This window comes from Desulfosporosinus sp. FKB (assembly GCF_002196705.1).
Lineage (GTDB): Bacteria > Bacillota > Desulfitobacteriia > Desulfitobacteriales > Desulfitobacteriaceae > Desulfosporosinus.
In genome coordinates this window covers 1-21,281 of the sequence record NZ_NADJ01000034.1, presented here as the reverse complement: position 1 = coordinate 21,281, position 21,281 = coordinate 1, and the positions used below count along the sequence as shown (strand labels likewise).

The window sequence follows — 21,281 nt, the reverse complement described above, 5'->3', positions numbered from 1 at the left end:
CTTTATGCTTGGCCGATAGGAAGCATAGACCCTTTTAATCCAAACAAAAACACCGTCCATGGGGACTCTCCGCCTCAACCGGCATATCAGTAATCTATTCAATTTCAGACCTGTAGATTGGTTCCCTTGGGGTGAAGAGGCTTTTCCAAAGGCGAAAACAGAGAATAAGCCGGTCTTCTTATCTATTGGATATTCGTAGTGTAGTTTATCGACTTGCCATGGTGTTATGTCTGTTACTTAGACCAAATTGAAGAAAACGGATTCAGCTTTTTATGGCCGAACCCGTTATAGGTAGAATAATGTCTCATGCTGTTTTACGTAAAAACAATATACGCCGCATTACTACGACTGTCATGGTATATCATTAACCGCTATACCACTACACTTATATTAAACAAACGTAAGATTTTTTATAATTGGTGCTAAGATAAAAAAAGCAGATGCTACGTGCATCCATTTAGCAAAACTACCGTTCGAAGTCTCCACAACCCAGACCGGTAGTTTAATTAAAATCCATTCCAATTATCGCGTTAATTGGAACCAATTTCTATGCTGTAAAATTAGAATAAAGTTAATAACTCTTCAAAACTATCAATAGCATAATCATATTCTTCAACATTACCAAAGCCGTATCTTGCATATACAAATGGAATTTCTGCTACTTTTGCTGACTCTGCATCTCCATTAGTATCTCCTACATAAATTGGTTTTTTCAGCATATTTCTTTTCATTATAATTTTATTACTTTCTCCTTTTGATAGTCCTGTTACCCCCCAACACTCAAAATCATCGAAATATTTACTTAAGTTATGTGCCTTAAAGAAACATTGTATGTAGCCATCCTGACAATTACTAACTATGAATAACTTGTATTTTTTTGATAACTTTTTAAGTGTTTCTTCTAAGTTAGGAAATAAAATTCCACCATGTTCACCTAAATAAGCTTGTTCTGTTTCACAAAATTCTTCCAATAATTTGATTTGAAAATCCCTATCTAAATCTGGAAATAACCTTTTGCTTATTTCATCCATTGGAAGCCCCATGCATCCCTCCATATCTTCAGGAGTTATGACCTTTGTAATGTTTGGGTAGTTTGCTAATACTGTTTTCCATGCTTCACAAATTCCTTCTATTGCATTCCAAAGAGTGCCATCCAAATCAAAAATGATACTATCGATACTCATTTTTTGTTACCCATCTCCTTTAAATATAATCTTAAAGCATAACTTCTACTGATACGTCAGATCAAAAGAATTCGAATCAACTTAGCTTTAGGCTCTGCTCATTTTACTCAACTATGCAAATGGAATTTACTATGATACATGATAAGAGGAATAGTTAGCTATCCCAAACATCTTGATCAATGATACCATGAATAAGATATAATCTATAGCATCCAACTGCGTTTTTTCAGTTGTTCTTCCTGAATACTATCCATGTCTTCGATCTTATTAATGAGTACTTCAGCAGACTTGAAGCTGAAGACATCAAATTCTTGCGTTTTAATTAAAATCATTACTATTTAGTGTTATTTATTTTATAGCATTATGTTAAAATATCCATAACATAGAACAACACTTTCACATGGGCTTTTTAAGGCCTAACTAAAACATACAAGGAGGTTTTGAAAAATGAATTCTTATATTAATGGTGTTAAAGCTGAATTAAAGGATTGGAAAAAGGCTCTTTTAGTAACTGTTTTCACCATAGCAAGAATTGTTTATGGTTATGCTTGGGTTCAAGCTGGTTGGGAAAAAGCAACTTCAGGTTGGCTTAACTTTGCTGGAGGTCACGCTAAAGGACTGATAGCAGGAATGGCAGTTAATATGCTTCCACCGAAAGCCCATGGTTATGACCCTCTCTATCTGAACAAATTATGGGCATGGGTTGCCGTTCATATTTTTAACGGAATGCCCGGTCTAACGGATTTCTTAGTACCTATTTGCGAAATTGTCGTTGGTATAGGAATGATTATCGGCTTCAGACTTTTTTGGGTTGCCATACTGGGACTCTTCCTTAATATACAGTTTATTACTGCAGGTTCCGCTAATAACTTCGGTTATATTTGGACAAACATCATTGTTATGAATTTATCTAATTACTTTGAGCTAATTGGTATCAGCGGATATTTTAAATACCATCAAAATAATCAACAAATTGTAGCTAAAGAAACCCCAGCCGAAGCATAAGCAATACTGAAGTGCCTGTCTCAAACTGCATAAGCGCTCCTCATTAAATGAAACCCTGCATAAATAGTGGTTCAAATCATCCACTTATATGCAGGGTTTTATTTTTATAAAAACTATAAATATTCATTATGCAACGGTAAAACAAAAGAAAGCAACCGTTTATATTCGGTTGCCTAACATTCCTATATACTTCACATATTCCGGAATAGACATCAGCTCTTTTTTAAGTCCTGCTTTTGTATCTTCTAAGACGTTATTATACTTTACCATTTCATAGCCGGCTTGTTCGACAAATTTTAAATAATTATCTACTACACTTCTAATTTTCTCATCCTTACTTTTCAGTAGCTTTCCGCAGTTTCTATAAATCTCCAAAACAGGATTACACGATGCAAATACAACCTTCATTGTTTCAAAATTATTGTTGCCCGGAAAACCGCAGTTTGAGATGACCATAAACCGCTGAGTTTTAGCGGCAGAGTCAGCTAAATCAAAGTTATCATGTTTACTTACAATTACAGGGCATTTTAAAGGCGCTAAGCGGTCAACAAAATTCTTTTGAGCAGCTGTCATATTCCATGTGTAAACAGGTGAAGCAAAACATACAAGATCGGCAGAGTTATATAAGTCAAGCAATTCCTGCATATCATCTTGCAAGACACATTTTCCTGGTGTTTTAAACCAGCAGGAAAAACAACCTTGACAATGCCCTATATTTTTCTCTATCAAAAATATATTTTCAGTATCGGCACCTGCCCGTCTTGCGCCGTTTAAAAAAACTTCGGCAATTACATTTGTATTACTCCCTGCCGCCGCAGGGCTACCATTAAAAACAACTACTTTCATGCTCAAATCTCCTTTATACCAACTGATAAAATAATCCATGCTGTATACAATACCAAATAAACATTCCGTGCCCTAGTTTGGGAACTCGTAGTTGCATATCCCATTCGGGATATTGTTTGATAATTTGCACACGGTCGCCTGTTGCAAAGGCAACAAACGAAATGTAATGCTCTTTTTTCATTGGGTGATTACTTGTGATGAACCAATTGTCTTCAATGACTTCGATAGAAAGTTTGTCGCTTTCATCAGCCTTGTGCATGATTTGTTCTTCCAATTTCCTGCCACAGCAAGATAACTCAGCATTGCCTGTACAAAGCGAAATATTGTTACACACAGGGCAGATGTAATACTTTGATTTTTTCATATTGCCTCCAACGAAATTATTCGCAACTAAATCGCCACTTAATAACGTTCCAATGTCAACCTCAAGTAGGTCAGACAGTTCTGCAAGCAGTGAAATATCTGGGCAACCAAGGCCACGTTCCCATTTAGAAATTGTTTTGTCACTGATATTCATTTTGTCTGCAAGCTGCTTTTGGCTCATTCCTTTTTCTATTCGCAGCGTACGAATGATGCTGCCGACCTTAACGTTTTGCATAACGACTACCTCCATGTCTCAATTGTAAACAATAAATGTGATTATTTAAATCAACGCTCCGTAGAGTTCGGAATAAATCATGATTTATCTTCAAAAATCAAATACTTTAACTAGTATATAAAAGCAAGCCTGAAATTATTGTAAAGATGTTTAAATTATAAAATAAAGGATGCATGCCATTAATTGCAATCCTATTTCTGTAACAAAAAAGACGGACTAACCAACTTATCCTTAAGGATAAGGGTCAGCCGTCATCTTTTTTCGTTAGTTCGACCTGAAAATGTACAGAATCAACTGTATTGTCTCCATATTATGCTAATGGGCTATTTGGTAAAAGAACCATCTTGTTTGGGTGAACATTTCGACGCCTGAATGGTAAATTTATATGAAGGAAGCAGGTACAGAAGTGTTTCTGAAAATCTAAATTTCAAACCTTTGAATTACTTGATATAAATGTTCTGAGGTTTTGGCCAATTCTGCAGCAATCGCAACTAGTTCTTGTGTTGAAATCATCTGCTGCTCAGCTGAAGTCGCTGATTGAGTTGCTCCCTCAGCAAATTGAGAGGCGATTGAGGTAGCCAACCTCTGGGCTTCTGCTAACAGTTGACTTCGATTTAATAAATGATCGGCATTTGAAAGATTTTCTTCTACCTTTATAGAGGTGGAGTTAATCACTTCATCAAGTGAGTCGATCGCATCTCCTGCTTGTTCAATCACAGTTTTGCCGTGATTCACGACCTCCATTCCTTGATTAATATTCGTCACCGTTGTGTTGACCATTTCCTGAACATTGGAAATAAGCTGCATAATCTGTTGCGAAGACTGAGCCGAACTATCCGCGAGTTTTCTGACTTCCTCAGCGACAACGGCAAAACCTCGACCATGTTCCCCAGCTCTGGCTGCTTCGATGGCAGCATTAAGAGCTAATAAATTTGTCTGAGCTGTGATCCCGTTGATTACTGAGATAATATCCCCGATCTTTTGCGCCTGATCAGCTAAACTCAAGATCGATTCATTAGCTTGCTCAGTGACTTGATAAATAGCTTCCATCTCCTGAACGGCTTCTTTAACAGCTAAGGTTCCTTGTTGGCTTGTAGCTTTGGCAGAGGTCGTTAAAGATAGAACCTTCTGAGTGCTCTCCAAGATACTTTGGGCAGCAGCTTCAATTTCATCGACTTCATCTTGAGACTTCTTTATACTCTGAATTTGTTCAGTAGCTCCTGCGCTAAACTCTTCTAATGTGGCAGCAAACGTTTCTTGGTTTTCAACTAGCGCGTTAACATGAGTTGCTTGAGTTTGACTCATAGCCTGAGCTTTCTCGGTAATAGAAGCGAGGTCTGTAATGATAGATGTCATCCCAATAGAAACTTTGTTTACCTCGTAAGATAAGTTTCCTAATTCATCATTCGAATGGGCTTTAGCTCTGGATTTCAAATTTCCTTTGGCAATCGCTTTTGTTACCTTGAATGTTTCTTGAAGAGCAGTTGCCAGTTTGTTTTTGAACCAAAAACTGTAAAAAGCGTGAATCCCTAAAGCGATTAGAGAAAAAATAATGGATACTGGTGAAAAGGAACTGTAAATTATCCAGGCAATTGCAAGAAAAAGTGAGGGAATCATGCCGATATACACTTGTTTCGTGAGTTGTCCCTTATTGAGAGGGATGTCCAAGCGAACAGCATAGGCATGTTTGCCTTTAACAAAGATTGGACTTGCAACTTCAAACAGGACTTCGCCAGTGTTACGATGATAAATCTGAGTAATCGGTTCTGTACATCGCGCGCCCCGAAGTTCCGTCTCGTTGTTAAAGTAAATACCCTCTCTCAAACGATTTGAGTGAACCAGAGCCAACCCGTCTAAATCAAATAGACTAAGAAATTCGTTGTCGCCAAGGTTTCGATCGATCGCTTCTCTTAGCGGCTTGACAGCACTTTTCCAATCATCATATTGGTCTAAAATACCTTCAATTTCTTTGGCAATGCGTTCAATAGTCGCTAAGCCTTGTTTTTTTTGCATTAGACTAACTTTTACGTCACTAGCTATATTCATCTACCACCTTTTTATAGAATCGGAATTAATTAAATAATTCACAAACCAGAAAATCTTAGTAAATCGACAAAATATTACTAATTATGAGTCTAACACGAACTTGCATTTATTTCAATATGAAGCAGGGATTTAATAGCTTGTAAATTGGGTGCATTTTCAAGGGGCCGCCATCTATGGCAGCCCCCCAGCACTAATTCAAATAACAATCAATTATAACGGCTGTTTCTGCTTAACCTTAGCTAAGCGCAAGTGGCAGGCCGATAAGGAAGGGCAAGCCCTTCTTGGAAAATTGCTTGTTGAGCGGTTACTGTAAAAAATATTAAATAGGTAAAATTGCAGTAAAATGTATCTCGGGCTTTTCTTCAAAGCCATTTGGTAAAGTTATAGTTTGAGTTTCCTGATCAGTAAGGTAAAATACAGCAAATCTGCAATGTGTATTTGTTCCAAGGAAAAGCGTATCATCCTCTCGAAAAAAACAGATATCTTCAGGTAAATCTAACACTCGGCCATTATTATCTAAAAAAAACAAACAATCTATGTAAGAAGATAAAATTGCTTTTGTCTTTTCGTTCAATTTGAATATAGAAATCTTCTTTGGGTTCCTAGGGTCGGAATAACCATCAAACCAAATCGATGTTATAAACCTGCTTAATAAAATTTGGCGACAGTTCTTTTAAAAACTGATTATAAACTGGATTCTCTTTTTTGTAATCAAGTTGATCTATTTCGGTTAAAGTGAAATAAAGGCAATTGTTTTTACAAATATCAAGAATACTCCAAAATTCATAATTTTCCTTTATCGCTTTGAATTTTCTCAAAATATAAACTCCTTTATTCGATACTATCAATAATTTTTCACAGAATATTCATCAAGTTTGCAAAATACGTCCATTCATTAAATCTTTCAACTTAACTTCAGGGTTATGATACCTCGGATAAGCAGATGTCTTTTTGCCATACTGCAGCGATTCTTTCGGACACCACTGTATACATGCTAAACACTGCTCACAATGATGATGCCAAGTTAGTTTCTCGTTACGAATATCAATGTTTTGAGCTGGACAAATATTAATGCAAACAGAGCATTGATTACAGCGGTTGTCGGCCCAGAACTTTACGTCCATTTTATGAACGTATGGAAAGGTTAATTTGTATAAACCAGTAAATACAATTCGTTGCCACAAAGGACCTTTTTCAACCGGCATATTGACTCTGCTCTGAACTTTCTCTGCAATTGAGGATAACTTTAATTGAGCTGCTTGAAAACGCTCATTTTGTTTATCCAGGGGACCTGGGCCTCCCCAAGGTATGTAATTTGAAGGCATGATGATGGACCATCCGCTGGATAATGTTAAATCCTTAGATTCCATTACCTTTTTTAACTGTACCAACGTATTAGAGACTTGACCGGCATTATTAGCAATAGCAAAAATATAGTCAGGTGAAATAGCCTTCAACTTATCCAAAAAGGATAAAACCCGTCGGGGCACACCCCAAATATGTACTGGAAAAATCAAACCTATTGCCGATGAATTGATGGCTTGTTTTTGTATATTCCAGTCAACCATGGAGATTAGCTCGGTATTGCCTATCTTGCATGCAAGAGTACGCGCTAACCACAAGGAATTTCCGGTACCGGTAAAGTAAAAAATGGTTGTCCGTGTGAATTGATCATTCTCGTTGCAACTCGTATCTAATTTTATCAATAAGATCACCTCGCTTTCGATATTTCATTCATTTTCTAAATGCCATAGGTGACATACCAGTCTTTAACTTGAAAAACTTTGAGAAATGAGCTGGATATTTAAAAACTGGCGGCATCCATTTCTACAATATAAATGGTTCAGCTAATTAATACTGAACCATTTATATTTCAATGTAAAGATCCAAAACAAATTGGAATCTTAATTATAGCTATAATCAAGAGATTATTCATACATACTGGTAAACTTACTTGATATTCTTGATTGCAGTCTCGGCGAATTTTGTGTTGACCACCTTTTCATAAGGGGCAATCTGCTTAAGCTCTCCCGCATCCTTAATAATCTGCTGAAGGAGGTAAAAATCTTTTTCCTGAAGAACAGGATTTGTCTTATAGGTGTTCTGTTCTTTATATCGTTTAATAGAACTGGTCAAAATCTCCTCATTCTCATCCGGGAATTGGGGCTTAATTGCCTTGGCGATCTCTTCGGGAGAATGGTTTTCAACCCAGATCTGGCCCTTATAGATCGCGTTTGTGAATTTTTGAATGACATTCGGATTTTTCTCAATATAACTCTTCCTGGAAAAATAGGCTGTATACGGAACTTCGCCACTCTCCTTGCCTAAAGAAGCTACAATAAAGGATTTGCCTTCTTTCTCCATTACTGATGCTGTGGGCTCAAAAATAATCACATAATCCCCTTTACCTCCCAGAAAGGCCCCTGGCATAGCCGCAAATTGTATAGTTGTATCAATTGTCACATCTCGACCTGTGGTAAGACCGGTTTTACCCAAAACATACTGGAGAACAATGGCTGGCATTCCGCCCTTACGTCCGCCGATAATGGTTTTTCCTTTCAGATCACTCCATTTGAAACCGGGATCAGGCTTTCTGCCCATCAGGAACGTCCCATCTCCATTGGTAAGTTGAGCAAACACAACACTATTATCTTCTTTGCCTTCGTTATAAACATATACACTAGCCTCAGGTCCGGCAAAACCGATGTCCTCTTCCCCAGATAGAACCCCTGTCATAACCTTATCTGCTCCCTGACCGTTTGACAGTTCGACATCCAACCCTTCTTCCTTAAAAAAGCCCTGAGTTATAGCAACATATTGGGGAGCATAGAAAACAGAATGGGTCACCTCAGAAAGTTTGACCTTTGTAAGCCCCGTTTGAGTGCCACAGCCGGAGATCACTAAAGAAAGTCCTAAAAGCAATACACTAAATACTGTAATTAATCGTTTCATAATGGCTCCTCCCTTTTTATAAAGAAACTTATGTACCAATATCTATTCTCATAGTAGAACTTGTTATTTAAGCTTGGTTAAAATGATGACATTCCTGTCAGAGGTAAACATAGAATTAGATCCCAACAGGGACTAATATTTGAGATCATTATTTTTTACAAGCAGTCTTTCAAGATAAACCACCCCCTGATACATGATAGCTGCTGCTACTCCCAGAATTATTACACTGGTCATTACCAGGTCTAACTTAAAAACCTGTCCGCCGTAAATGATAAGGTAACCTAATCCAGCTTTGGAAACCAGGAATTCTCCCACTATCACCCCGACCCATGACAACCCGACGTTAATCTTTAAAGCATTAATTATGGTGGGGAAGGAAGCAGGGAGCACTACTTTTGTCAGGACTTGAAATTTGTTCCCGCCAAAGGTTTGAACCAGTTTGATCTTTTCCTGATCAATCCCCCAAAAACCGTTTAGAACCTCTAAAATTGTTACAATAAGGGAAATCGCCAGAGTCATGACAATAATGGAAGCCGGGCCCGCTCCGATCCAGACGAGGAATACCGGACCAAGAGCAATCTTAGGTAAACTGTTAAGGATAACCAGATACGGTTCAGCTACTTTGGATATAAATTTTGACCACCACAAAATGACAGCTAGAAATGTTCCCAGGAGTGTGCCTAAAGTAAAACCGACTATAGTTTCCAGACAGGTAATTCCGATATGATAAAAAAGCACCCCCTCCTTATATAACTGGACAATTGTTTTTACAATCCTTGAAGGTTGGCTGGTGATAAAAGGATCAATAATTTTAGCATCCGCCATAATTTCCCATAGGACAAGAGCTAAAACTAAAAGGAGAATCTGAGTCATGCGAACAGAGATTTTACCAAACCTCTCCCTACGTAAGTATTCCTGACGTTCCAAAGAAATGTTCAGGGCTTGGGAAATGGCAGGAATGTTTTCTTCTTCATCTTCAAACATGAACATCCAGCTCCTTCCATATCTCCTGAAAATAGTGCCGAAATTCAGGGGCTTCCCGGCAATTTAATGGAGTTCTGTTGCTGCAGCTTAACTTAATCTCATGGATATTCTTAACCATTCCAGGTCTTTTTGAGAGAACAATAATCCGATCGGCCATGCTGATACTTTCAGAAATATCATGGGTAACCAAAATAGCGGTTCTATTTTCCTTTTTGATAATTGAATAAATATCATCATTGACGGCGAGCCGAGTCTGATAATCCAGGGCGGAAAACGCTTCATCCAATAACAGAATCTGCGGATCCGTTACTAGAGTTCTGATCAGCGCCGCCCGCTGCCTCATCCCACCGGAAAGCTGATCCGGGTATCTATTTTTGAATTCATAGAGCCCGTAGGTTTTAAGAAGAATCCGGGCCCGCTCTTTGGCCTCCTGGGTCACAGCCTTGCGGATTTCCAGTCCGAGCATGACATTTTGCCAAATAGTTCGCCAATTAAAAAGATGATCCTTTTGCAGCATATAACCGATTTTTCCCGAGGTCCCCGTGACCTTTTCTCCACTAAGCCACACTGTCCCTGAGCTAGGAGAAAGCAAGCCGGATATAATCGATAAAAGTGTAGATTTTCCACACCCGCTAGGGCCGACAATGCTCACAAATTCCCCATCCTGAACAGAAAATCCGATGTCTTTAAGAGCCGTAATTTCCCCGTTCAGGGATTGATATTTCATGCTGATGTTATGTACCTCGACGGCCTTCAATGTCACTCCCCCCAGTCTTAACTTCTTTAATAGTGTATTGGGGAAGATAGAAAGCTGTGAATGATTCCAAAATAAAGATAAGCCTTCTCCTGCTTTTGAATGAATAACAGAAGGAAGGCATCAATTGATTTCATCACTCTTCAATAAATAAGCACAAGCAACCAACCCGTTCATTCGGATTGTTTACTTGTGCTTTTATAGATCAATATAATTTCTGTATGCCCAATCCCACCTTGGGGACTTGTAGCTAAATACCGTTTGGGAACTTTGACTCAAAGTAGACCCTTGAAAAAAGATATCATATTTGTATTTATTATCTGGCAGACGTTTAATACTGCTAGTCCAGTCACTTGAGGAAAATTTGGAGTTGATTGGTATGACAGAAGCAGTAAATGTAAATTATCAACATCTTTTTCTAACTCAATAGTAAAATTAATTGGTTTACCCTGAAACCAGTATTGGGCGCAAAAACAAATTACCAGAGACACACAACTTTTGCTCTTTGTACTAGATTAGTCAATTATGAAACTAGATTCCACTTTCCTTTAACTTCTCCGAAATGATATGTATTAACTTTATAGGGTTAAGGGTTATTTCACTGTAAAATTTGCGGTCAACTGATAATTATTGTAATTACCAGAACTCAGAACATTTAAAAAATCCGTTATGATTCGATATGTCCCTTTCTCCAACTTATGATCACTATATAGTCGGATGTTGTAACTGTGTTTCATCTCAGAATGAGGGGCTACCCTATATCCAATAGTAGTAAATGCTGCTCCTTTGTTTCCGATTGCCTTCCATTCATTGCCGACCAACTTCTGAATGGTGAAAGGATTACCAAAAGTCAGGATTTCATCTGTGTCATTTTTCCAAACTACATTTATCTCACTGACATTAGAAGGATACTGGCTTTTTTCGGCAAACATGGAAACCCTCAAAAGTTCCGATGTTCCTTCGTTTGAACTTGGTTTATTATTACATCCAACAGTTCCAACAGCTAAGACTATAACGCTGAGAATAAGAGCTACTATTATTCTTTTCCTCATTTCATCCCTCCAAGGATAATTGTGAGTATCGTAGCCTACCCGCGGTACACACAGACAGATTCTTATTAATTCGAATCAACGGTTCTATTAGAGACCCTATATAAAAAAATTCAAGTTTCCTTCATGTACAAAATAATCTTTCTCTCGATATTTCTCAATTGCTCTATAGTTATTCCGTAAATCTCTTTCAGTTCTTCTATTCTTTTAGGGATACCATTGTTTAAGCCCCATCTTTCTGAAAGAATCTCCTTTTCTTTCTCATTAAGGCATTTCGGCATGGCTTCAATAACCTTGTCTTTTGAAAGCATTGATAATTCCTAATATTAAATATAACACTTCCTATATCGTGAGATTTATAGAGAGCTAGCTGCCAGTTTAATTGCAAAGACAATAAAAATTATTCCAAAGAGCTGATTAATACCTTGCAGTCGTTTGGGAGACTTTGCAACAAATGTTTTCATTGATCCTGCCAGAATTCCGTAGCCCACAAAAACAATAAAGGTCAACAGCATAAATACTACGCCAAACAGAAAACTCTCTCTTATATAGCTCTGGCCGTTGCTGCTAAGGTATTGGGGCAAAAACGAGAAAAAGAACAGCGTAAGTTTTGGATTTAATAGGTTAATTAGAACTGCTTTACGTACAATGGTCACTGCGTTATCTTCTTTAATTGTTTCACCAAAATCTAATTTAGTTTTTGACAGGAGCATCCCGCCTCCAAGATAAAGTAGATACAAGACACCAGCCGTCTTAACTACAAAGAAGGCCTGCTCACTCATCCTTAGCAATAGTGATGAAAATCCTATACTTATAATTAGATGGGGAAGTATACCAGCTGTACATCCTAGAGCAGCAATGGAACTTGCTTTTTTTCCTTTTGTTATGCCGGTGGAGATTGTATAAATAACCCCGGTTCCAGGAAGCAGAATTATGATTAATGACGTTACTATGAATGTGTATATGCTCATTTATTTCCTCCTCCGTGAGCTTAATTCCATTTTATGATATACTGTAATCTAAAAAAGCGGTTCATAAAAGTACCACTTAATATCATTTTTTATGGAACCACTCTGAGGAAAAAATATGATGTACATTAATTTAGATCGAAGCAGCACTATTTCCCTCACTAGACAAATCTATAATCATATACGAGAGGCCATCTTGAACGGAACACTGCAGCAATATGAGAAACTTCCATCGACACGAGAAATGGCCAAGTATTTTAATGTGGCAAGAAATGTTGTTATTGAAAGCTATGAACAGCTTACCGCTGAAGGCTATATATACACTAAAAATGGGGCAGGAACATATGTAAGCGATGGTATCTATTTTGAACGAACAGCCACCATTTCTTCCTTAAATAATCGAAAGGCAATAGATAACCGGTCTAATAAAAATGCTATTAGTTTTCGCACAGGAATTCCCGATTTGGCTTCTATTCCTATAAAAAAATGGGGGCAGCTATATAAATCCATTACCCTGTCAGTATCACCGCTGCACATGGATTATCAAAGCTCGAAGGGTGAGTACGAGCTAAGACGTCAGCTTTCAATTTATTTAAGGCGAGTACGCGGAGTAAATACCCATCCAGAGAACATTCTCATAACAAATGGGGCCGCTCAAGCGTTTAGCTTATTGTGTCAGCTTGTCTCAGACGATGGATACGCATTGGTGGAAAATCCACTTAGTTATGGCATTCTTCATACTTTGGAAAGTAAAAAGGTAAAAATGCAAACGATTCCCGTTGATGAATTTGGAATGGTGACAGCAAAACTGCCTAATATTCCACCTGTATTAATATTTACAACTCCAAGTCATCAGTTTCCAACTGGAGTAATTCTGCCAATCAAACGCAGGATTCAAATGATCCAGTACGCAAGAAAACATAACTCCTACATTGTTGAGGATGACTATGATAGTGAATTTCGATTTGATGGAAGTCCAATACAGTCCATGCAATCACTTGACCCAACATGCGTTATTTATGTAGGAACATTTTCCAAAACACTTATGCCGTCATTGCGCATGGGATACTTGGTATTGCCTGATGCTTTGTGTGCTCAAATGGAAGAAACTAAGTATGTAGCCGATTTACATTCACCCATCCTTGAACAGCTTACTATGGCCAAATTTATTGAAGCAGGTTTTTTAGATTTGCATATCAAAAAGATGAGAAGTATTTATTTAAAAAGAAGAAATCATTTAATCAAATGCCTTAAAAATACGTTCGGAGATACAGTTTCAATTTCTGGAGCAGAAGCAGGAATGCACTTAGTAGCAACTTTTAAAACCATAAATTTTGATACTATAGCAATGCATAAAATTGAAGACAGTGATATTCAAATTGTCCCGATCAGTAAACATTATCTGCTTGATGAAACTAATAAGGTGCTTAAACATCCTTATAATGATTCTCTGATTTTTGGCTATGGAAATACAAATATTTTATCAATTGATGCTGGCATAAAGCGACTATATACAGTGTTATCGTCTTATTTAACCAGTTAAATTAAAAACCGCTCCCAAACCTCAGCTTAACACACTACATAATTTACTTTGTTTTTATTTTTTTACCGCTATAGGCCTGGATTGATCTTGTCTTAGCATGCATCTGCCCCACAGTACTGTTTCCGCTGGAACAAACAATTCATCCCCGAATCGAGGACGACTTCCTAGCCTTCAAAAAGCAGGCTGTATAAGTATATACTAACGGGAACAGAAACCCTAAAATCGTAGATAATAGTAAAGAACTTTAATTAAACAACGCACCAGCTGAAACAGGTGCGTTGTTTAATTTAGTTATTGTTGGTATCTATAGTTTAGCTTTCTAATTCAGGAACAGTACTGTTCCTGCTGGGACAAGGAGTCCATCTATCTATAAGTTTATAAGTTAAATATTCTATAATTGTTTAACCTGATCTGGAATCTATACCATAAACTGCTTAAACCGAAAATACTATTCACAATTTCTGATAAAGAAAATTGCAAGCTGGGTTCTGTCCCTAAAACCAAGTTTCTCCAGCAAACCCGTGACATAATTTCTCGTTGTGCCTTCACTTAAGTTAAGGCTTTCAGCAATTTCCCTATTTGATAGGCCCTCTCCCACCAGTTTTAATATCTCAAATTCACGTTGCGAAATATTAAGGCGTTCGGGAGTAGCCCTTTTATTTTCCTTAAGCATGGAAGAAAGAGTATTGGCTACTTCTCGCTCTAAAACAATATTGCCTTTACTAACAGCCCGTAGGCTTTCGATTATACTGTCTGCCGGTTGATTTTTAAGGATGTATCCTTCCGCTCCGCTTTTTAAGGCTTCTTTTATATATTCATCATCCTTAAAGGTTGTAAGAATCACAATTTTGATTTCCCGCAATTGACTTTTAATTAGCTTGGTCCCTAAAACCCCATCCATTACTGGCATCCTGATGTCCATTAGAACAAGCTCAGGTTTTTCCCAACGGCACATTTCCAATGCTTCCTGCCCGTTACTTGCTGTGCCTACGACTTGGAAATCATCTTCAATCTCCAAGAGTATCTTTAATCCTTCCCTGATTAAAGCATCATCATCTACAATGAGAACTTTCAACTACATCACACCCTTCCTGATTAGCCAGCGGTAAAAGGCATACTATCAAGAAGCCATCATTCGAACTAATAGAAATAGTCCCCCCTAAATTCAGGACTCTTTCCCTCATCCCGCTTATACCTAACCCCTCCTCTAATTTGACACAGCCAACCCCATTGTCTTTAATATATAACCTTGTGTATTTTTCATTGATATCAATTGTGATATCTACTTTAGTTGCCTTAGAGTGCTTAGCGGCGTTGGTTAGAGCCTCTTTAACAATCAATCCTAAGATTTCTAATTGACTTGAAGCAAGAAGACCAAAATCTCCATAAAACTTAAGCTCAATTGGGCAAAAACCAAAGTTATTAATAACGCTTTTAATATATTCTACCCCTAGGGTTTCTTGGGGTTTAATATTGTGCACTGTATTTCGCAGCAGGGTCAAAGCATCAGAAAGGTTTTCAATGGATTTTTTCAGGATTTCTTGAGACTTTTTCTCATTCCGGTCAAAGAGCTTATCAGCTGCCTGTAATTGAATAAGAATACCGGCGATACCATGACCAACATTGTCATGGATTTCCCTAGCGATCCGATTTCTTTCACTGACTTCAGTAAGATGGGCAATATCTTTTGCCGAATTAAGCAGTTTAATTTTTGTCAGCTCAAGCTCGTACCTTAAGCGTCTTTCCTCATCATACTTATTCTTATAATCCGATTCCTTAGCTTTTGCTTTTTCCATTACCAAGGCCAGGATTCCACATAGACTCATGATCAGTATCAATGAGGGAATTCTAGATTTCAGGGTGAAATATAGGCCCAAAATAGCCACCGGAAAAACACCAAGATATCTCTTTTGGTATACGAAATCAAATATAGGAATACAGAGCAGGAAAGTAAAATTTCTGTCCAACCAGATAGCTATACAGATCAGGATAAACGAAGCTACCGTGGTATAGACAGTATCATAAAATCTTTCTTTAAATACATTAATACCTATTATGAGAGTAAAAACCAGCACTGCCCTATCCGGCACATCACCATGTATAGCGAATAAAACAATTATGTAGATAAGAAAAAGAAGTTTGATTATCTGTTTCACTGCCACCTCATCTAATTTAGGGTAATACAAACCCAAACTGCTTATCATCTTACATTCCACGTCTTTCCCAAATATTCCTCCCATTGGAGAATATTAGCGAAATCTTTAACAAAAAGGCCAGAGCATCAAAAGAAATGCTCCGGTAGTAACCAATATATCTCGAGAAGTATTTAATCTACCTTTTATCAAAGTCATAAAATGATTCGTCCGCATATTTCTCTACATTTCCTTTTAAATAGGCCAATAGCCATTTTGGATGTTTAAATAAAATCCAATTTCCACATTTATCCGCTTTCCTTAAGGAAACTATCATCTGTGCTTTTGTTATCGTCCCATATTTTTTACCACATTTTCGTCCCCAATTTTTTAAACGCAGACCAAAATCAACATCTTCCAGCATCCGTTGGTTTTCATTAAAACCGTTTATGGCATCAAAGTCCTTCTTGTAACACCATAGGATACCTGCGGTTACACCTTTATACTTAATTATCGAAGGAATAAGGATTAGTCCTTGTAAAAGCACTCCCAACGGCAACCTCTCGAATTTCATTTTAACTCCACCGCCAATATACATCCCTGTCAGTAGTTTTTCTTCGATCTCAGTAAGCATGTTATCTGTCATCCGACTATCCGCATCGATGGTTGCGATGATCTCTCCCCTTGAAACTTTAGCGCCGGCATTCCTGATAATGGACATATTCTTTCTGTCTTCCTTTACGATAACGCAATTGTAGGATCTGGCTATTTCTTCGCTTCGATCTGTACAACGGTTCAAGACTACGATAACCTCCACCTGATCTGGATAAGGTGGAGACGCGGCTACGATGGAATCCAGACATCTCCCTATGAATTTTTCTTCGTTATAGGCTGGTATGATAATTGAAAACTTCACATTCCTTTCCAGATTAGTTCCTGCACTTTGGTTGCTTTTCATCACCTGAAATTTTCCTCTGGCCCATTCAATTCCTTTCAGAAAATCAAGTATGCGGTTGTTTACAAAATCGGCATTCTCTATACTCATCGCATGTCCTATCTCAGTCATAACCTCTAATTGGATATTCGGAATCATTTTAACAGCCCGGTCGATGTCTCTTTGCTTGTTAAATGTAGGGTCTTTTCCCCCGATAAATAACAATGTTGGGACCTTGATCTGTTTAAGTTTGTCATTTGAAAACTTTGAAGGCCAAGCAGATTTAGTACGGCAATCCCAGTTTGCCGTCATTAATTCGACCATTGTATCCGAGACTAAAGGGCTGTTTCCCACATATGAGCGGAAAAATTTTTTCCTGTTTGACTCTGTTGGATGAAATGATACTAAAAGTATTCGAAATACCATACCTAGGACAGCGGAAGAAATTCCAACGGGAGCTAAAAGGGCGATTCCCTTTACTCTTTCTGGAGCATATATAGAGAGGTTCATTGTTATCCAACCTCCCATTGATTCCCCGATAACAAAAGCCTGGTTAAGACCAAGTTCATTGAATACATCTACAAGCCAATCGCTGCAGGCCTGACCATTTTTCGGATAATTATCTATATCATCTAATTCGCTCTTGCCAAAATCACCTATCGTGTCAATTGCATAAACCCTATAATCACGGCTTAGGGCAAAAACATTCGGCAGCCACATTGTGGCAGTGCCACCCCTACCGTGCATCAACACAATCGGAGGAGCATCTTTAGGACCGCTTACAATGAAATGTGTACTCCCGTATCTCGTTGGCACATCGAGAGACTCGTATGGTACGGGCCACTGAGAAAGGTGTTTGTCGTAAATAGACAATATCTTTTCCCTGTTCTCTGGATTAACGTAAATTGACGATATTTTAGCCAAAATAAACCCTCCAATCGTTGTAATTGGAATATGGATTTTTAGTTCTGCTAAATAAACGACCAGTTGCTACTTGATATCTTCTTTTCGCCACGTCCCTAAGAAAAAGAACACCATCGCAAACAGGAGCGTAAGCAAAATATCCCCGCTTATGGCCAATACACCCTGTTCCTGCAGTACTTTGCTAACCCCATCCATTACCCAATAGACGGGTGTAAACTTACCAATCGTTCTCAATAGATTTGTTGCCATGTCATGTTCCCATAGGCAACCGCCTAACATTCCCATGAAAAAGGTGCTAAATAAGCCTAGAAAAGATGCTTGGAGAACACTTTTGGAAATCGAACATACTGCTACTCCTATGGAAACAGCTAAAACTGATACTGTAAGGAGAAGCAAAAACATGCTTAAGATGGAATCTCCCATATAGATTCCAAATAAGCTCTTAAGCACAATAAATCCCAAAATCACCTGAATAATGGAAACAAGTAAAAAACTTAATATGTTCTGGTACATGTAATTTTTTAACGAGATCGGCGCAGTAAGGGTTCTATAAAAGGTCTTATTTTCTTTGTCTGTCAGGATCACCATTATGAACATTACAGATGTCAACAGCATAATTTCAACAAATATTCCGACTAAAGCATAGGATTTATGCCTTTCAATTTCCGTAAGCACTCTGTAATCCAATTGAATGTTCGCATGATTGCTATTCTTCAAGAATTCATAAAACTTTTGGTCATTGCCACCGGTTGCCTTGGCGATTCTCTCTCCAGAACTGATATAACTTTCTACATAATTCTGAACAGGCAGGGATTGAATAGAGTTCTTGAGATAATAGCCTGTAGCCTCCATGTCTTCACCTTTAAGCAATCTCGCAGTAAAGCCCTTTTCAATAACGACAACGTAGTCAACCTTGGAATTGATTAATTCATTATTAATTTGGTCTTGAGAAATAGTTGCGATTTTAACTTGTAAAGCAAGATTGTTCTCGAGCAATGTCGTGTAATCTGTTTTGTCCAGATCTATAATGCCAATATTTAAGGTTTGACTCTTGTCAATAACGGACGAACTAAAAAGCAATAACATAATTGCAGGTAAAAATACAATAACAAAAACCCTGAGCTTTCTTTTGAATATCCTCCTTAGATTACTGAAAAATATTGTCATACTGCTTTCCTCCCGCCCAAGAGAAGTGTCAGCGTTGTTAAAACTGTAGCAAGTATGGCCAGAGAAATTAAGGATCCATGTATCCTGGACAAACCTTCAAATAGCGTATCCGTAAAAATTGTATAGATGTGATTTTGCGGGCTAAGGAAGAGAATCCATTTCAAGAATCCCTGAGCTGTACCGAGCGCCTGGACAAAGGCCGCAGCTGAAAGGAAGCCAACTAAACATACGGTAATCAAGACACCCAAGCCTGTTTTTTTCGTTAGATAACCGACAATCATACCTAAAGCTGTAATAATAACCGTAAACAACAAAAATGCCATAATGATTGTTAAGATATTTTTTTGCATAGATAATCCCCATTGCTGATACAAGTAGACAATGAACAAGGCGATCGTGGGGCACAACGTTAAAAAGTTCCCCATAAATTTTCCACTGACATAGGCCAAGCTATTGATCGGAGAGATTTCAAATCTGATCAGGGTATTCTTTTTAATACTGTTGACGACAGAAAAGCAACCCAATAAAGCTCCATAAGAGAGCATCTCCAGCATGCCGAGAAACGAATATTTGTCAGCATCTCTTAATATTTTCCCGCTTGGCGAAACCGCAATTTGCTTGATGCCACTGGAAACTTCCCATACTTTGCTATCCAAGCCGTTGCTATGAATAGCAGTAAAAGCGTTAACCGAATTGATAAAACTTTCGACAATCAGTCGGGTTGGTGAATTGTCTCTATTACTCAATATCGCGATGCTGAATTTTTTGCCCTCTTTGTAGCTTGGGGAAAAATCATTTTTAAAATAAATAAAATCATCTGTTATCCCAGTTGTAATTAGCCGGGTTCCTTCATCCACAGAGGTTACCTTCTGAACTTCAAAAGAAGTCAATATCTCCTTTGTATGGAGAAACTGATTAAGCCGTTCGGCGATTGCCCCACCATCATCATCAAAATAAGCGACCTTAGTCTTTTCAACCTTTGGGCCGTAATTCACATTCGTTATGACATTTGCAGTAGTTATGTAGGCCAGTAAGGGCACCCCGATAAGCAAAAGGATCAATTTCCAGTTCTTGATATTTCTGAGAAGTGTATAATAGGCGATTGGGAAAACACTCACTAAATTCACTCCCTTAATCCTTCAATGACCTGCCTGTTAAGGTCAAAAACACTGTTTCCAGGCTTGGTTGTTCTACATTGAGTGCTAAAATTTCACTGCTTTCGGCTACATAGTTAATAATCCCGTTAAGGTTCTTGCTGTTCTTCCGGGAGATAACCGTCAACTCATTGCCATTAACGTAGACCTCTTTCACTCCAGCAAGTTTCTTAATATTGTCAACCAAGGTATAGTTCAGAGTGGAAAGCACTATGACTACCCTTTGATCACTTGTCATCAGGGCCTTAAGTTCATCTTTGCTTCCCTTAGCGATAACCCGCCCTTGATCCATGATGACGACTCTCGTACAGATCTCTTCCACCTCCTCCATATAATGAGAGATATAAATGATGGTGGCACCTTTTTTGTTTAATTGTTGAACTGATTGAAGAATGTGCCTTCTGGACTGAGGGTCTATTCCAACCGTCGGTTCATCCATAATGATCAGCTTGGGATGATGGACAATGGCGCAGGCTATGTTTAGCCGTCTTTTCATCCCATTGGAATACTTTCTGGGATATTCTTTCTTTTTCTCCATCAGACCGGTCAACTTCAGCGCTTCCTCCACCCGCTCCTTTAGAAGTGATCCTTTTAAGCCATAAAGCTTTCCAAAATAGCAAAGGTTTTCATAGGCGGTGAGGTCTTCAAATATGGCCAAATCCTGAGGTACAACACCTAAATCTCTCTTGATTTCCAACTCATGGTCCTTGGGATTTTTGCCAAAAATTGTTATTTCACCACTGTCCAACCTTTTTATCCCAATCAAAGCATTGATGGCAGTGGTTTTCCCCGCCCCGTTTGGACCTAAGAGGCCAAAGATCTCACCCTCTTCGATGGTAAAGCTGACATTATCAACAGCTAGCACATCTTTGTAGCGTTTAACCAGATTTTTTGCTTCAACTAACATTACTAACCCTCCCTATATAAATTTGATTTTTCTTGGTTTTCCTCTTGTTTTCATAGAATTGCTAATTCACCAAAAGAACTTATCAAGGATAGAACTTGCATTGAATGCTTAATTCAGAGAAATTGAGTATGGCA

The 21,281-nt window shown here is 38.1% G+C and carries 21 protein-coding genes and 1 pseudogene; 3 read left to right on the top strand and 19 right to left on the bottom strand.

All coding sequences use genetic code 11. The annotated features are described in order from the left end of the window. Positions 1-58: 58 nt before the first annotated feature. A pseudogene (locus B5Y67_RS12670) lies at positions 59-196 on the top strand (DUF255 domain-containing protein); the annotation flags it as partial. A 364-nt stretch (positions 197-560) separates the two neighbouring features. Here the strand turns inward: B5Y67_RS12670 and B5Y67_RS12665 are convergent. Further along, a complete protein-coding gene (locus B5Y67_RS12665) occupies positions 561-1,184 on the bottom strand; it encodes an HAD family hydrolase (RefSeq protein ID WP_088226799.1) in 624 nt (207 codons plus the stop codon). A 447-nt stretch (positions 1,185-1,631) separates the two neighbouring features. On the opposite strand from B5Y67_RS12665, the gene B5Y67_RS12660 reads away from it, so the two are divergent. Then, on the top strand, positions 1,632-2,189 hold the full coding sequence (locus tag B5Y67_RS12660; RefSeq protein ID WP_088226798.1) for a DoxX family membrane protein: 558 nt from the start codon (positions 1,632-1,634) through the stop codon (positions 2,187-2,189). Between the two features lie 159 nt (positions 2,190-2,348). Here the strand turns inward: B5Y67_RS12660 and B5Y67_RS12655 are convergent, their stop codons facing one another. The 12 genes from B5Y67_RS12655 to B5Y67_RS12595 form a co-directional block, all read right to left on the bottom strand. After that, positions 2,349-3,035 (bottom strand): flavodoxin family protein, encoded by a 687-nt coding sequence (locus B5Y67_RS12655; protein WP_088226797.1) that lies wholly within the window; start codon positions 3,033-3,035, stop codon positions 2,349-2,351. Positions 3,036-3,048: 13 nt separating this feature from the next. Further along, positions 3,049-3,633: a helix-turn-helix domain-containing protein gene (locus tag B5Y67_RS12650; RefSeq protein ID WP_088226796.1), complete on the bottom strand. Its 585-nt coding sequence runs from the start codon at positions 3,631-3,633 to the stop codon at positions 3,049-3,051. Between the two features lie 420 nt (positions 3,634-4,053). Next, positions 4,054-5,679: a HAMP domain-containing methyl-accepting chemotaxis protein gene (locus B5Y67_RS12645; protein ID WP_088226795.1), complete on the bottom strand. Its 1,626-nt coding sequence runs from the start codon at positions 5,677-5,679 to the stop codon at positions 4,054-4,056. Between the two features lie 319 nt (positions 5,680-5,998). Beyond that, positions 5,999-6,253 (bottom strand): hypothetical protein, encoded by a 255-nt coding sequence (locus B5Y67_RS12640; protein WP_088226794.1) that lies wholly within the window; start codon positions 6,251-6,253, stop codon positions 5,999-6,001. A gap of 46 nt (positions 6,254-6,299) precedes the next feature. Continuing rightward, positions 6,300-6,497: a hypothetical protein gene (locus B5Y67_RS12635; RefSeq protein WP_088226793.1), complete on the bottom strand. Its 198-nt coding sequence runs from the start codon at positions 6,495-6,497 to the stop codon at positions 6,300-6,302. Positions 6,498-6,548: 51 nt separating this feature from the next. After that, entirely contained in the window at positions 6,549-7,385 is an 837-nt protein-coding gene (locus tag B5Y67_RS12630; RefSeq protein WP_088226792.1) for an EFR1 family ferrodoxin, read from the bottom strand. A 244-nt stretch (positions 7,386-7,629) separates the two neighbouring features. Then, positions 7,630-8,631: an ABC transporter substrate-binding protein gene (locus tag B5Y67_RS12625; RefSeq protein WP_088226791.1), complete on the bottom strand. Its 1,002-nt coding sequence runs from the start codon at positions 8,629-8,631 to the stop codon at positions 7,630-7,632. Positions 8,632-8,763: 132 nt separating this feature from the next. Then, positions 8,764-9,615 (bottom strand): ABC transporter permease, encoded by an 852-nt coding sequence (locus tag B5Y67_RS12620; protein WP_088226790.1) that lies wholly within the window; start codon positions 9,613-9,615, stop codon positions 8,764-8,766. Further along, positions 9,608-10,342: an ABC transporter ATP-binding protein gene (locus tag B5Y67_RS12615; protein WP_088226898.1), complete on the bottom strand. Its 735-nt coding sequence runs from the start codon at positions 10,340-10,342 to the stop codon at positions 9,608-9,610. Before B5Y67_RS12615 ends, B5Y67_RS12620 begins: the two co-directional genes overlap by 8 nt. Before the next feature lie 620 nt (positions 10,343-10,962). Next, positions 10,963-11,421: an immunoglobulin-like domain-containing protein gene (locus B5Y67_RS12605; RefSeq protein WP_088226789.1), complete on the bottom strand. Its 459-nt coding sequence runs from the start codon at positions 11,419-11,421 to the stop codon at positions 10,963-10,965. Positions 11,422-11,531: 110 nt separating this feature from the next. Further along, complete coding sequence (locus B5Y67_RS12600; protein WP_088226788.1) at positions 11,532-11,729, bottom strand: sigma factor-like helix-turn-helix DNA-binding protein; 198 nt, start codon at positions 11,727-11,729, stop codon at positions 11,532-11,534. 45 nt (positions 11,730-11,774) lie between these two features. After that, positions 11,775-12,389: a LysE family translocator gene (locus tag B5Y67_RS12595; protein WP_088226787.1), complete on the bottom strand. Its 615-nt coding sequence runs from the start codon at positions 12,387-12,389 to the stop codon at positions 11,775-11,777. A gap of 115 nt (positions 12,390-12,504) precedes the next feature. On the opposite strand from B5Y67_RS12595, the gene B5Y67_RS12590 reads away from it, so the two are divergent. Further along, positions 12,505-13,929, top strand: coding sequence for a PLP-dependent aminotransferase family protein (locus tag B5Y67_RS12590; protein WP_088226786.1), 1,425 nt, complete (start codon positions 12,505-12,507; stop codon positions 13,927-13,929). 448 nt (positions 13,930-14,377) lie between these two features. Here the strand turns inward: B5Y67_RS12590 and B5Y67_RS12585 are convergent, their stop codons facing one another. From B5Y67_RS12585 to B5Y67_RS12560, 6 genes are all read right to left on the bottom strand, one after another. Further along, positions 14,378-15,004: a response regulator transcription factor gene (locus tag B5Y67_RS12585; protein ID WP_088226785.1), complete on the bottom strand. Its 627-nt coding sequence runs from the start codon at positions 15,002-15,004 to the stop codon at positions 14,378-14,380. Then, on the bottom strand, positions 14,982-16,085 hold the full coding sequence (locus B5Y67_RS12580) for a sensor histidine kinase (RefSeq protein ID WP_242975955.1): 1,104 nt from the start codon (positions 16,083-16,085) through the stop codon (positions 14,982-14,984). The genes B5Y67_RS12585 and B5Y67_RS12580 overlap by 23 nt, the downstream gene beginning before the upstream one ends. Positions 16,086-16,260: 175 nt before the next feature. Further along, the gene (locus B5Y67_RS12575) at positions 16,261-17,919 is read right to left on the bottom strand and encodes an alpha/beta fold hydrolase (protein WP_088226783.1); all 1,659 of its coding nucleotides are present in this window, start codon (positions 17,917-17,919) and stop codon (positions 16,261-16,263) included. Positions 17,920-17,985: 66 nt separating this feature from the next. Continuing rightward, positions 17,986-19,086 carry an ABC transporter permease gene (locus B5Y67_RS12570; protein WP_088226782.1) on the bottom strand — a complete coding sequence of 367 codons (1,101 nt, stop codon included), beginning with the start codon at positions 19,084-19,086 and terminating at the stop codon, positions 17,986-17,988. Then, the gene (locus B5Y67_RS12565; RefSeq protein WP_088226781.1) at positions 19,083-20,204 is read right to left on the bottom strand and encodes an ABC transporter permease; all 1,122 of its coding nucleotides are present in this window, start codon (positions 20,202-20,204) and stop codon (positions 19,083-19,085) included. The genes B5Y67_RS12570 and B5Y67_RS12565 overlap by 4 nt, the downstream gene beginning before the upstream one ends. 13 nt (positions 20,205-20,217) lie before the next feature. Continuing rightward, positions 20,218-21,147 carry an ABC transporter ATP-binding protein gene (locus B5Y67_RS12560; protein WP_088226780.1) on the bottom strand — a complete coding sequence of 310 codons (930 nt, stop codon included), beginning with the start codon at positions 21,145-21,147 and terminating at the stop codon, positions 20,218-20,220. Positions 21,148-21,281: the final 134 nt, after the last annotated feature.